This is a genomic window from Mucilaginibacter sp. Mucisp86 (assembly GCF_047324315.1).
Classification (GTDB): domain Bacteria; phylum Bacteroidota; class Bacteroidia; order Sphingobacteriales; family Sphingobacteriaceae; genus Mucilaginibacter.
Map to the genome: position 1 here is coordinate 442773 of NZ_CP168503.1, position 13297 is coordinate 456069.

Sequence of the window (13297 nt, forward strand, 5' to 3'; positions counted from 1 at the left end):
TCAAATCAGTTTATACTGCCGGGACTGTTGACACAGCATCATCGGCAGGGATCATTACACGTTGTGCACCTGTATAAATATTAAAGCGTTCATCGCGTAAAAATCCTATCAGTGTTATGTTAAACTCGTTTGCCAGCTCTACGGCGAGGCTTGAGGGGGCGCCTACAGCTGCAATAATACTAATGCCTGCCATAGCCGCTTTTTGAATAAGTTCAAAACTGGCCCTGCCGCTCAGTAACAATACCGTTTGTTGCAAAGGAAGCCAATCATAATTCATGGCGGCCCCGATCAACTTATCTAAGGCATTATGCCTTCCTATATCTTCTCTAAGTAACAGCAATTCGCCTACAGGAGTAAATAATGCAGAGGCATGGAGCCCCCCTGTATCATCAAATACACGTTGATGCCTGCGCAATATCTTCGGAAGCTGATTAAGTACAATGCTGTGGATCATGTTGCCATCATCCTCCCTCCCAGCAAAACCATTCACCGTACGTATAGCGCTGATCGATCCCTTACCGCATACACCGCAACTGCTGGTGGTGTAAAAATTGCGTTCGGTATTTTGGAGGTTCGGCAGAACGCCCTCCTCCAGTGTTACCAGTATGGTGTTCTCCTTGTTTTCGGCACAGGCAATAAAGCTATGTTTAGCCGATTTTATCTCATCGGCATTTTTAATAATGCCTTCGGTAAACAAGAAACCGGTTGCCAGTTCGGCGTCGTGCCCGGGAGTACGCATGGTTACTGAGATGTTGCGTACCTCTCTTTGATCGGCCGGACCATATTCCAGCTTAATTTCCAGGGGCTCTTCAATGGCGATACTATCCTCTTCCCTGGCGCTTTGGTTAGCGTTAACTTTTACAACCGGGATATGAATAACTGATGGCGTAGACATATTCAAATATACAACTTAACCGGCGCGTTTGTTTATGCAAGTTTATGCGCGAAAAGCAAGTTCAGGCGTTTGCGTTTGACTTATTTTTGAAGTAAGCGTCCACGTAAGAGCCGTTAACTTAGATCAGAAGGGGGTTAACAGGGTTAACAGAAATCCGGAATACCTTCACACTTTATATTGACAATCAACACCTTAAACAAAACAGGGTATTAACACGTGTGCCCCCGGCAAAATAAGCGTCCCGGCTCACGTTACTGGAAAGTAAGCGTGGACGCTTAAACCTGCGTAAGTGGATTTGTTAAATTTAAACCCATTGCTCATTTTGTAAGCTAATTTGAATATTTTTGAGATATGAAGATCAACATACTGGCTTTTGGGGTGACCAGGGAGATATTTGGAAGCAGCGAAGTTAGCCTGGAAATGACCAACGATGCTACTATCTCCAATTTAAAATACCTGCTTGAGCAGCAATATCCGCGTTTAAAGCAGCTTTCATCATACATGCTGGCTGTTAACAACGAATACGCCCTGCCCGGTGATACTATTCACGAGCGGGATGAAATTGCGATCATTCCACCCGTAAGCGGGGGGTAGTCAGTTGGCAATTCAGTAGCAGTTATGAGTGGCAGCGGCAGTAGTTGTGTTCAGTCTGCAGGTTTTAGTTAGCTGTTTGCGGCAGCTTTAAGAAGGTATTTTATTACAAATCCATTCAACATAACATAACAATGGCTATCAGAAGCGCTACACTTGCCGATCATTCAGCAATATCAAACCTGCTTACACAATTAGGCTATCCCGGTACCGAGGAGCATTTACCGGAGAACCTTGAACTAATGTTAAGGCAACCTTCATCACGGGTTTTAGTTTATGAAGATGAGGGCCAGGTTGCAGGTTTTATTGCCATCGATTTTTTAACGCAGTTAGTAGTTAAGGGCGATTTTATCCGCATCAGTTGTTTTTCTGTCGATGAAAACATCCGTGGTAAAGGCATTGGTAAAGCGCTTGAGGATTATATCACTGAGTTGGGCAAGGAACGCAATGCCGACCGGATAGAGGTACATTGCCACACCCGTCGGATTGATGCGCATCGCTTTTATTACAGGCAGGGGTACACCGAATCGCCCAAGTACCTCATGAAATCATTAGTGGATAAAATATAGATTTGCATTGATATGAACACACAAATCCTCCTATCGGCCCAAACACTGGATATCCAATCATGCATTGACTGGATCATGTCGCCCGAATCCGGGGGGATAGATGTGTTTATTGGCACCGTTCGTAATGCAACCAAGGGGAAAAAAGTTTTAAAACTTGATTTTGAAGCTTATGAGCCTATGGCCATCAGCGAAATGAACAAGATTGCGGCGCAGGCTTTTGAGCGCTGGCCCGTTCAAAAAATACTGATCCACCATCGTACCGGCTTACTGCAGGTTGGCGAAGTACCTGTTGTTATTGCCGTATCGGCAGCGCACCGTGATGCCGCCTTTGACGCCTGCCGGTATATCATTGATACACTTAAACAAACCGTCCCCATCTGGAAAAAAGAAAGCTTTGAGGATGGCGATGTTTGGGTGGCAGCACATCCATAAGATTTCGGATTTGGGATGTTCGATTTGGGATTTTTTTGATTTTACATTTATAATCGCCAGTCATCCTGAACTTGTTTCAGGGTCCCACAAGAAAGGTGGGTGATTTGCTTTGCAAGTGGCTTAGCGAGTGAGGCGCTGAAATAAATTCAGCATGACATGGAGAAGAACCAAGCCAATACACCGCCGATGTTGGTGTTGTCACCAACATCTTCCTTATTTACCACATTTCCTAATCAACCTTATATTCCTCTAATCCCCCCTCCAATGAAAAAACATCTGCTTCAGGTATCATTTTGAGGATCAACTTTACCGCCTCATCACTTCGCTTACCCGATGAGCAATAAAGCACCTTTGTATTGGGACTGGTAAAGTAGGCCAGATATTCCTCTACTTCGTCCAACGGGATATGTGTACCGCCAATGTCATAAGCTTCGCGTTCCTGCAACGTGCGTACATCTATGAGTTCCACAGTATCATCCAAAAGGATCCGCTTCTTTAGCTCATCGGCATTGATAGTTGGAATGGTAATAGTTGTTTTTAGGCGACGGATATGTGTTTTAGTAACCGGCCCGATCTTAAAGATGCGGCTTTGCATACTTTGCGCATCAAAAATCAGCACTTTCCCTGCAAGCAGGTCGCCGGTTTTGGTAAGATATTTAATTACCTCGTTGGCCTGCATGCAGCCGATAATTCCGGCCAAAGTAGGGATCACACCGCCCTCGGTACAGTTAGGGATCTGTGTAGCATCTACTTCGGGAAACAAATCGCGGTAATTGGGCGAATTAGCTCCTTTAGCGTTACTTACATTCCAAACTGCAACCTGTCCTTCAAACTGGTAAATGGCACCGTACACGAGTGGCTTACCCGCCAAAACGCAGGCATCATTAAGCAGATAACGGGTTTCAAAATTATCAGTACCATCCAGTACAATGTCATAGTTACTAAGCACATCCATCACATTATCGGATGTGATTTTAGTGGTATGAGGCACAAGTTTGATACCCGGGTTTTGTGCCTGTAAGCGTGTACAGGCTACTTCAGCCTTATTTTTACCCTCATCGGCAGGGGTGTATAATACCTGGCGGTGCAGGTTACTTATCGATACCTGGTCAAAGTCGGCAATACCTAACGTACCTATACCTGTTGATGCCAGATATTGCGCAGCAGGGCAGCCCAGGCCCCCCGCTCCTACTACCAGTACACGGGCTTGCTGTAATAATTGCTGGGCCTCCTCGCCAAAACCAGGCAGGGCTATCTGGCAGTTATATCGTTGTAAATCCTCATTCATTAGCGGCAACTATTTTATGGTGGATCATTGATTTTACTTTCTCTAATTCTTCGGGCGTGTTCACATTGGTCAGCGCTTCCTGACTTGGGGCATTGAGCAGGGTAATATCACTATTGATCAAAACCTTGCGCGGACATGAATACCCTTGAGCCAGAAACGACAACAACACAGGATAACTTTTAGGTTCCCAGATAGCTATTAAAGGCTCCGGAAAATCAGTTACGGGACTGTGATAAGCCGTAGCCACCGACGAGCTATTACGCCATGCAACTAAATTGCGAAGCGTACTTTCATCCATCAGCGGCAAATCGCAGGCCATAACCAGCCATGCGGCATCGGGCTGTTCACGGAAAGCGGATAGAATAGCTCCATAAGGCCCCAACCCGGTAAATGTATCCTCGATAACCAGATAAGCCGGATCAATTTCCTGCTGCTGTCCCGGCCTGCCGGAAATATAAACCTCTTTACAAAAGTTTTTAAGCAGATCGGCCATATAGTAGCGCTGCTGTTTGCCGTGCCAGTTGGCCGCACCCTTATCAAAACCCATGCGGGTGCTTTTACCGCCTGCTAATACCAATCCGTTTAAAACGGGTTTAGCCTGCTTTAACGCCGCTTCGAAAAACGCAACGATCTTTTCACGGTCATCTATCTTTAAAACAGGGATCTGTTGCCAATTGGGTATAACTTCCTGTATAAAGTCGGGAATTTCGCTTGCGTTATCGGCCAGCAGGAAAAGCTGAACATGATTAAGCTGGTCTGCCCTTTTTTGCAGCGAAGCTTTTTTATTGATGTCGATAATAACTACCTGGGCTTTGGCCTGCTGGTGGTTACCGTTAACCAATACCAAGTCGGCAGATGAAAACTGTTGTTTAAGCTGATAAGGATAAACCGGGTTTTGGTAGTTAAACTGCTTATAGTTGACCTGGTCGGTATAATCGAGTGAGGCTCCGCTCACCAGTCTGCCGGGCAACAAGGTAATATCATCATTATGCGACATATCCACATAAGCGCATTTATAAACCGGCGAAAGTGCCCTGATCACATCATCGGCCAATAATTTGATCACAGTACATGGGCCGCCTAAAATTGCCCATTCATTACGGCCGAAATTGCCGGTTGAGGGCCGGGTCAGTTTAGCGTGTTTTTTATGCGTGCCGGATGGCTGGTTATGATCTTTTAAAGTCACGTTTACCTCCTGTTTTTGAGATCAGTTTGGTTTCCTTTATCACTATATCATGGCTCATGGCCTTACACATATCATAAATGGTAAGCGCCGCTATCGATGCACCTACCAATGCCTCCATCTCCACACCTGTTTTTGCGGTGATGCTGGCAGTACAATCAACCTCTACCTCCTGCTGTTCATTTATCCGGATGGTAACGTTACAGTTATCCAAACCCAGCGGGTGGCAAAGCGGGATCAGGTCGCCGGTTTTTTTTGCCGCCATAATACCGGCAATAATAGCTGTTTGAAAAACAGGGCCTTTTTTGCTCTGCAATTCGTTCCCCGCTAAAAGTTCAAATACTGCTGCCGGCAAAGCAACCACACTGCGTGCAGTAGCGGTGCGGTGTGTAACCTGCTTTTCAGTTACATCAACCATATTCGGGTCGCCTTGTTTGTTTATGTGGGTTAACATTTTTTTACTGTGATTACACTGATTTTTATTATGATTTCACCGATCCCTTGATTTACGATGATTGTTTACTTGATTATATCGACTTGTTCGCTGATTGATTCACTTAAATCAAAAAATCAGTGTAATCAAACAAAGAAAATCGGTGTAATCCCCAAAACTAAAACCTCCAAACCTTAAACACCTCTCCTGCTTTAAATTCATTCCTTTCGAGCGGGAGTTGCAAAAAGGCTTCGGTATCTGCTAAGTTAGCAAAATCGCCTGAACCATTGCCTTCAACAGGCATTGCTATTAGCTGACCCAGCTCGTTACTTTGCAACTTTACCTGCAGATAATATTGCAATGCCGGCTGAAAAGTAAAATCTTTGCCCAGTACAGCATATGTTGGCGGCTTTAAAGGCAAGCCAAGTGTAGCATTAAGCCATAATAAAAAATAGCGGTGCAGGCACATAAATGTGGCTACAGGATTACCGGGAAAAGCAAATACCAATGCACCGGTATCATGCCTGCCAAACCAGAAAGGTTTACCGGGGCGCTGGGCTACTTTATGAAATAGTTTTTCAACCTTTAATTCTTCCAGTGCCTGCGGGATGTAATCAAATTTCCCCATCGAAATACCACCACTCAACAACAGCACATCATAATTATTCAAGCAATGTTGAATCTGCTCCCTGGTAACAGCAGGTTCATCCGGAATATGCAAAATATCAGCATCAATATGGTGCTGTTTTAAAACAGCTTTAACCGTATAGCTGTTTGATTTGCGGATTTGATATGGCAGCGGTGTTTCGTGTACGTCCACCAGTTCATCGCCCGATGAAATCACCACCACCCTGGGCATTTTTTTTACAAGCAGGTGGGTTTTGCCAACCGACGCCGCCACACTGATTATAGCCGGACTTACCGGTTGCCCCGATGAAGCAATAACATCATATTGTTTTTTATCAGCGCCCTGTAAATGCAGGTTCTGCCCCTTTTTAATATCCAGGGCATGCAAAGTTGCTATCCCGTCGCTAATCTTCACATCTTCATAACGGATCACAGTATCAACAGAAAGTGGCAACACTGCACCGGTCATGATCTCGATGCATTCATCAGATTCATCAATCTGAACCGGTTCATCACCCGCTGCCTGTGTAGCTTTAACGCGGAATACCTGAATACCATTTTCGATAGCTGCATATTTTATAGCTATGCCGTCCATAGTTACCCGGTTAAAAGGGGGCAAATCGCGGTCAGCTTTCAGGTCTTCGGCAAGCACATAGCCTAATGCCTGTTCAAACGGTAAGCTTTGGGTTCCATAATTCCTGGTTTGTGCCAGTACCAGTTTTTCTGCTTCTTCAACAGTTGTCATCTTTTTGTTTGATCTTTAAACTATCCGCCAATAGTAGCCATTGATTCATGGATTCCGGTTTTAGCAACCCGCGCGCGCTCGGCTTCCCAGCCATCTGCCGGCCGGTGATTAAAAGCAGTTAACAGGGCGTCCTGCAATGTTTCATCAGTGGCCCCGCTACGTATCAAATCTTTTAGGTTAAGCACGCCATCATCATACAAACAGGTTTTTAACTCGCCCTCGGGTGTTACCCGAATGCGGTTACAACTACCGCAAAACGTACGCGAATAAGCGGCTATGATACCTATAGTTCCTTTATGTCCTGGTATCTGGTAATTGTACGAAGTGGAATAAGCCGGATCATCCAGCTTTTTTATTTGCGGATATTTGCTTTTTATTTCTTCCAAAACACGCACATAGTCCCAGTGCAATCCATCATATACATATCCATCGCCATTAAAGGGCATTTCTTCAATAAACCTTACGCTTACCGGCAATTCTTTAGCCAGTTCAACCAGTGGAATAATATCCTGTATGTTTTTGCCATCCATTACCACGGCATTGATCTTTACCTCCATATCATGACTTAACATGGCATCCAGGGCAGCCATCACATTGGCAAACTCATCGCGACGGGTGATGGTAAAAAAGCGGCTGGCATCCAGTGTATCCAAACTCAGGTTTACCGATCGTATGCCTATCTTTTTCAATTCGGGTACGTAAGGTGCTATGAGCACTCCGTTGGTTGTCAGGCTCAGTTCTTTTAGGCCATCAAGCCTGGATATGCCTGTAAGCAAAGACATAAGATCTTTACGTACAAAGGGTTCTCCTCCGGTTATCCGAATCTTGTCGATGCCCATTTTTACAAGCAAACGGCAGCTACGCAGCATTTCGTCGTAACTCATGAGTTCGGCACGCGAAAGCCAGTTTAAACCATCTTCCGGCATGCAGTAAAAGCAGCGCAGATTGCACCTGTCTGTCACCGCGAGGCGCATATAACTAATCTTCCGGCCGTGATTATCTGTTAACAAAATATATCCCTTTTTACCTTGTAAATTTAATTAATTAACAGCCATTACAGCTTTAAGTTGATGCATGGCAATTGTAAAAGTAAGCATTACTATGCGGCGGGATGTTTATGAAATGTATTTTTTAGCCCTGCAACCGGCGATTTATCAATCTCTTATTAAACTATAGAGAAAATGCACTGCCAATACCCTGTTCACAAAATCACATAAATAACAAAAAATCAATTTATTACAAATGAACAGAGATAACTAAAACTTTAATTAAGCCGTTACCGTATTAAGACCAGCATCGCCGGAGTGGAATTATAAAAGGGAATCCCCTGAGCCCTGACAATAAAAACACAGGACCGGAAGCGGTATAAATAATGCTGCCCGATCATTGACCGGGCATTATAGTAACAGTTATACTAATACCTCATGTTAAACAGTTTATAAAAAATGACAGGGATCATTATTCTGGCAGCAGGCGCATCAAGCCGTTTTGGCTCACCTAAGCAAAATCTTATTTACCAGGGTAAAACCCTTTTACAACGCGCCATTCAAACTTCCTTAACCTGCCTGCATTGCGAAAAAGTTATCGTTGTACTTGGGGCTAATGAAGGAATAATTCGCCCTAACATAGATGATCAGCTCGTACATGTTATTTATAATCCTAACTGGCAGGAAGGGATGGGCTCATCAATAAAGATAGGTTTAACAGAAATGTTAAGACTCGCCCCCCACATAACCTCAATTATACTAATGCTTTGCGACCAGCCCTTTGTTGATTCATTCCTGATATCACAGCTAATGGAAAAAAAAGAAGTTAACGACTGCGGTATTATTGCCTGCGGCTATCGTGATGTATTGGGTGCACCTGCTTTATTTGATATAAAATATTTCCCGGAGCTACTTAGCCTTGAAGGCCTGGAGGGTGCAAAAAAAGTTATTGAAGCGCATGCCGACGACGTTTTTATACTTCCTTTTCCGCTGGGTGCCATTGATATTGACACCACAGCCGATTTAGAACGGCTTAACCAGGCCGGGTAGGTGGGCTAATTAAGCAGAAGCAACCAACTTATTTACACTGCGGTAAACAAACTCATTAAAGATGTGCCTGCGGGCAAACCTGCCTGGCGAATCGGCATTGATTAGTTTTGTATAAACTGCTTTTGGCACTCCAAAATACTCATATACATTACCATCCAGAAAAGTAACCTTCAGTACCTGTTGTTTATACTCAAAATCAGCTATGTTTGATAATGTAGTGGTGGCAGTATAATCAGACAACGTTTGAGCACGGGTTTCGGGTGCAATACTTACCAAAAAGTGGTAAGCTTCGATAATTGTTTTGCTTTTCTCTTCGGCTTCTATCCTGCTTTCGTCCTGAAACCTGTCGGGATGCCAGGTTTTCATCATGCTTTTATAAACCGTACGCAGTTCACTTAGTTCGGCATTTTCAGTTACGTTCAGGAGTTTCCTGTAGTCGACAATTTTTTTCATTATTTATTTAATTCTTTTTTATTGTCGATGAAGGGATTATACATAAACACCTCCATGAAAATAACGGCGCGAAGGTACGCTTTTTAAATGAGGAAAAACAGAGAGTTTTACTTATTAAAAAATGATGATATTAAGTAAATACTGGCTAAAGATTTTATTAACACAAGTCATTAATACCTACTCCGCCTGCTGCTTTTTTTAACAACACGAATGAATAAAATACAGTGATAATGGTTTAAATTATAAACCGTATTTTTGCGGGCTATGAAGTTTCCAAGATTTGCCGACCTGATACTGTTTGAGAACGATGACGTTATTGTTGTGAACAAACCACCTTTTATAAGTTCACTTGATGAGCGTGGTGAGGGCAGCAGTGAAATCAGCATGTTAAGGTTGGCCAAAGCTTACTGGGACGATGCCCAGATTTGCCACCGCCTGGACAAGGAAACATCGGGCGCGCTCATTTTTGCCAAAAACCCGGAAGCATACCGCTCTGTTTCTATGCAGTTTGAAAAACGTAAGGTTAAAAAAGTATACCATGCCGTTATTGATGGCACACATACTTTTGATAACCTGCTTGTTGATTTGCCAATATTAAATGTTGGCAAAGGCAGTGTAACCATTAGCCGGCAGGAAGGTAAACGTGCCGAAACCTGGTTTCAGTCATTAAAGTATTATAAACATTACACTTTGGTTGAATGCCGTCCGGTAACAGGCCGTATGCACCAGATCAGGATCCACCTCGCCACGCAAAGGGCTTCAATAGCAGGAGATGAAATGTATAAGGGCGAGCCTGTTTTTCTTTCAAAAATAAAGCGTAAATACCATTTAGGTAAAGACCAGGAAGAGCTGCCCATTATGAAGCGTTTTGCACTTCATGCTTATGAAGTAACATTCCGTATTAACCCCGAAACTGAAGTTACCATCCATGCCCCATATCCTAAAGACTTTGAAACGCTTTTAAAGCTACTTGATAAGTTTGACAGTTAAAATTAAATGTATAAAGTGTTTGATATTTACATACGCCAACGTATTTTTATGCCAAATGGCTTCTCTCTTTAAAAAGTTCGCTCTCTGCATTTTACTGGTGGTGTTTGTTGTAAGCCGTTCAGATGCATCTGCATATACCTATCTGTCTGAAGATAGCCTTGTTAACTTTATTAAAATAAAAGACAGAAACCTGCAGGACAAGAAAATAGTTGAATATATCAAACTCCGTTTTCAGCAGGGACCGGAAAATACTATTCCCGAGGGCAGAACGGAAGTGTACCAGAAACTGGATAAATACAAGGTTGATGACCGGGAGGCTTTAAAATTTTTTATTGAAAGTACCGTACAAAGACGGTTATCGAAGTTGCCCGAAGCAGAAACGGCCATGGTAAAAGCCATTGATCAGGCATCAAAAAGTAAAGCCGATTTTTTGATTTATTCATTTATCAGCCATCTTGCGTTCATACAAACAGACCGGGGTAATCCCATTGGTGCCATATACAGCTACGGGCTGGCCCAAAAGCAAGCGTTAAAACTTAACGAGCCGTTGTTACAGGTATATCTTAACATCAATATATCCGATCTGTATTATAAACTCAACCTGTACAGCCAGTCGTTATATTACCTTAACCTTGCATTTCATATCAAGGAAGAAAATAAAATCAAGGACGACAGGTTTTATACTATAATAAGCTATAACAAAGCCGAAAACTTTTTCAGGAGAAGAAACCTCGACTCACTGCAACGATGCCATGACGAGTTGATGGGGCCTAACAACAAAAGTTATAAACTATTTACCTACCAAAACCGCACGGCTTACTATATATCTATATTACAACATAAGTATAGCGATGCCATAACGCAGATCAAGGAGTTGCAAACTAATAAAAAGTACGTACACAATGACCTTGAGCGGCAAAACCTGGCCGATGCATTTTACCTGAACGGGCAGCCAGATTCGGCGAGTTCGATAGCTTACCAATTGCTCGCCATCCCCTATTCAGCCAATCACCCCGAAATAAAGCATCACCTTTACGAATTGCTTGGAAAAATAGCCCGCGACAGGGGCGATTATAAACTGGCTGCCGAAAACTTTGACCTTGCTTTAAAACAATCAGAAGAAAGCCTTAATAATACCACACAGGTAGGCAATGTATCGGCACAGATAAAAATTGACAAAATCGAAAACACGTTTACAGATACTGCCGAAAAGTATAGGCGCGAACGCCTTATTTTGATCCTCATCAGTATTACCACTGTTTTCATGTTCGCTGTTATAGCGCTGTTATATCGTAGCGCCAGGCAAAAACGTCATTACGAAAAATTGTTATACGACACCAAAAAGCGGGAGCTTGCCTTTATCAACTCACATGAAGTGCGTAAACACCTTACAAACATATTAGGCCTTGTGGAACTGATGAGCGAAACCAAAGATAAAAAACAGGAGTTTCTGCAGGTTGAAAAGCATCTTTACGATTCGGCCACCAGGCTTGACGAGGCTATTAAGAACATCTCTGAAAAATTAAGCGACTAAAATCCGTATCAATAAATTTATCTTAGCCATATCTGGCGTAAATGAGTGAATTAGGTTAAATTACAATGCCAAATTCAGCCCCGTATAAGCTTATTTACATTATTGATAAAAAACACCTCTCATTTATTTCGAAAAATATAAAATTGTTAAAAACGCAGTTTTACAGTTTCTTTTTTACGGGTTTACGGCCATAATTAACACGTTATTGAAAAAAAATGTAAAATTTCTTAACATTTGTAATGATTTTTGTAAAAATAATTTAAATTCGCCTTAATAATTATTGAGATTAATACAAAAACTATAATTAGAACCCCAACTTTACAAATTAATTAAAAAATGGCAACGAAACTCGAGTACATTTGGCTTGATGGCTACAAACCAACACAAAGCCTGCGCAGCAAAACAAAAATCGTTAAAGAATTTAGCGGAAAAGTAGAAGATTTAGATAACTGGAGCTTTGACGGTTCTTCAACTGAGCAGGCACCAGGTGGTTCATCAGATTGTATCTTAAAGCCAGTTTTTGTTGTTCCTGATCCACAAAGAAAAAGCGCTTACCTAGTAATGTGCGAAGTATTAAGCGCTGATGGCAAACCACACGAATCAAATGGTCGTGCTACTATCGCTGACGATGATAATGATTTCTGGTTTGGTTTTGAGCAGGAGTATTTCCTGTGGGATCCATCAACCAGCAAACCGCTTGGTTTCCCTGCAGCTGGTTACCCAGCACCACAAGGCCCTTACTACTGTTCAGTAGGTGCTAAAAATGCTTTCGGCCGCGAAATTGTTGAAGAGCACTTAGATGCATGTTTAGAAGCAGGCCTAAACGTTGAAGGTATCAACGCTGAGGTTGCTGCCGGTCAGTGGGAGTTCCAGATTTTTGCAAAAGGCGCTAAAGAAGCCGGTGATCAGATCTGGGTTGCACGTTATTTATTGGAAAGAATTGGTGAAAAATACGGAGTTGCTATTAACTGGCATTGCAAACCGCTTGGTCAATTAGACTGGAACGGTTCTGGTATGCACGCAAACTTCTCAAATACTACTTTGCGTACTGCTAACAGCAAAGAAATTTTCACAGCTATCTGCGAATCTTTCCGCCCTGCAGTTGCTGAGTGTATCGCTGTTTACGGTGCTGATAACGATCAACGCTTAACCGGTAAACACGAAACCGCTTCAATTCATGACTTTAGCTATGGTGTATCTGACCGTGGTGCTTCTATCCGTATCCCTCTGTACGCTGTTGATCACAACTGGAGTGGTTACCTGGAAGATCGTCGCCCTAACTCAGCTGCCGATCCATACAAAGTTGCCGCAGTTATCATCAAAACTGTAAAATCAGCTAAGCTTTAATGCCCTGAATAAAATAGTTATTTGTTTTATCCCCCGGTTTTGTAACCGGGGGATTTTTTTTGGGGGGTTAGATGTAGAGACGCGCCACATGCGTCTCTACATCTAAACTTTATACTAATTTTAGATTTTCAGAATATCTTGTTTTCAAACGGCTACAACAAAGCGTAGCCCGTT

14 protein-coding genes are annotated in these 13297 nt (G+C 42.8%); 7 read left to right on the forward strand and 7 right to left on the reverse strand.

Features of this window, described 5'->3' with window-relative positions; genetic code table 11:
- Positions 1 to 10: 10 nt before the first annotated feature.
- Complete coding sequence (gene fdhD / locus ACEN9X_RS01865; protein ID WP_413668789.1) at positions 11 to 895, reverse strand: formate dehydrogenase accessory sulfurtransferase FdhD; 885 nt, start codon at positions 893 to 895, stop codon at positions 11 to 13.
- Positions 896 to 1246: 351 nt separating this feature from the next.
- Here fdhD and ACEN9X_RS01870 point away from each other — a divergent pair, with 351 nt between their 5' ends.
- The 3 genes from ACEN9X_RS01870 (at position 1247) to ACEN9X_RS01880 (ending at position 2487) form a co-directional block, all read left to right on the forward strand.
- Entirely contained in the window at positions 1247 to 1489 is a 243-nt protein-coding gene (locus ACEN9X_RS01870) for a MoaD/ThiS family protein (protein ID WP_413668790.1), read from the forward strand.
- Positions 1490 to 1620: 131 nt separating this feature from the next.
- A complete protein-coding gene (locus ACEN9X_RS01875; protein ID WP_413668791.1) occupies positions 1621 to 2055 on the forward strand; it encodes a GNAT family N-acetyltransferase in 435 nt (144 codons plus the stop codon).
- Between the two features lie 12 nt (positions 2056 to 2067).
- Positions 2068 to 2487: a molybdenum cofactor biosynthesis protein MoaE gene (locus ACEN9X_RS01880; protein ID WP_223818167.1), complete on the forward strand. Its 420-nt coding sequence runs from the start codon at positions 2068 to 2070 to the stop codon at positions 2485 to 2487.
- Positions 2488 to 2716: 229 nt separating this feature from the next.
- On the opposite strand, the gene ACEN9X_RS01885 is transcribed toward ACEN9X_RS01880, so the two are convergent.
- The 5 genes from ACEN9X_RS01885 to moaA all read right to left on the reverse strand — a co-directional run bounded on the left by ACEN9X_RS01885 (position 2717) and on the right by moaA (position 7773).
- On the reverse strand, positions 2717 to 3775 hold the full coding sequence (locus tag ACEN9X_RS01885; protein ID WP_413668792.1) for a ThiF family adenylyltransferase: 1059 nt from the start codon (positions 3773 to 3775) through the stop codon (positions 2717 to 2719).
- Positions 3768 to 4961, reverse strand: a complete 1194-nt coding sequence (locus tag ACEN9X_RS01890) for an NTP transferase domain-containing protein (RefSeq protein ID WP_413668793.1) — start codon at positions 4959 to 4961, stop codon at positions 3768 to 3770. The genes ACEN9X_RS01885 and ACEN9X_RS01890 overlap by 8 nt, the downstream gene beginning before the upstream one ends.
- Positions 4942 to 5412 (reverse strand): cyclic pyranopterin monophosphate synthase MoaC, encoded by a 471-nt coding sequence (gene moaC / locus ACEN9X_RS01895; protein ID WP_413668794.1) that lies wholly within the window; start codon positions 5410 to 5412, stop codon positions 4942 to 4944. Before moaC ends, ACEN9X_RS01890 begins: the two co-directional genes overlap by 20 nt.
- Before the next feature lie 157 nt (positions 5413 to 5569).
- On the reverse strand, positions 5570 to 6763 hold the full coding sequence (locus tag ACEN9X_RS01900; RefSeq protein WP_413668795.1) for a molybdopterin molybdotransferase MoeA: 1194 nt from the start codon (positions 6761 to 6763) through the stop codon (positions 5570 to 5572).
- A 20-nt stretch (positions 6764 to 6783) separates the two neighbouring features.
- Positions 6784 to 7773 carry a GTP 3',8-cyclase MoaA gene (moaA, locus tag ACEN9X_RS01905; RefSeq protein ID WP_413668796.1) on the reverse strand — a complete coding sequence of 330 codons (990 nt, stop codon included), beginning with the start codon at positions 7771 to 7773 and terminating at the stop codon, positions 6784 to 6786.
- Between the two features lie 435 nt (positions 7774 to 8208).
- Between moaA and ACEN9X_RS01910 the strand changes: the two genes are divergently transcribed.
- Complete coding sequence (locus ACEN9X_RS01910; RefSeq protein WP_413668797.1) at positions 8209 to 8799, forward strand: nucleotidyltransferase family protein; 591 nt, start codon at positions 8209 to 8211, stop codon at positions 8797 to 8799.
- 9 nt (positions 8800 to 8808) lie between these two features.
- On the opposite strand, the gene ACEN9X_RS01915 is transcribed toward ACEN9X_RS01910, so the two are convergent.
- Entirely contained in the window at positions 8809 to 9252 is a 444-nt protein-coding gene (locus ACEN9X_RS01915) for a KTSC domain-containing protein (RefSeq protein ID WP_413668798.1), read from the reverse strand.
- Positions 9253 to 9516: 264 nt separating this feature from the next.
- Here ACEN9X_RS01915 and ACEN9X_RS01920 point away from each other — a divergent pair, with 264 nt between their 5' ends.
- From ACEN9X_RS01920 to ACEN9X_RS01930, 3 genes are all read left to right on the forward strand, one after another.
- Positions 9517 to 10242 carry an RluA family pseudouridine synthase gene (locus ACEN9X_RS01920; protein ID WP_091210734.1) on the forward strand — a complete coding sequence of 242 codons (726 nt, stop codon included), beginning with the start codon at positions 9517 to 9519 and terminating at the stop codon, positions 10240 to 10242.
- A gap of 55 nt (positions 10243 to 10297) precedes the next feature.
- The gene (locus ACEN9X_RS01925; RefSeq protein ID WP_413668799.1) at positions 10298 to 11776 is read left to right on the forward strand and encodes a hypothetical protein; all 1479 of its coding nucleotides are present in this window, start codon (positions 10298 to 10300) and stop codon (positions 11774 to 11776) included.
- Positions 11777 to 12112: 336 nt separating this feature from the next.
- Positions 12113 to 13123 carry a glutamine synthetase beta-grasp domain-containing protein gene (locus ACEN9X_RS01930; RefSeq protein WP_091210736.1) on the forward strand — a complete coding sequence of 337 codons (1011 nt, stop codon included), beginning with the start codon at positions 12113 to 12115 and terminating at the stop codon, positions 13121 to 13123.
- Positions 13124 to 13297: the final 174 nt, after the last annotated feature.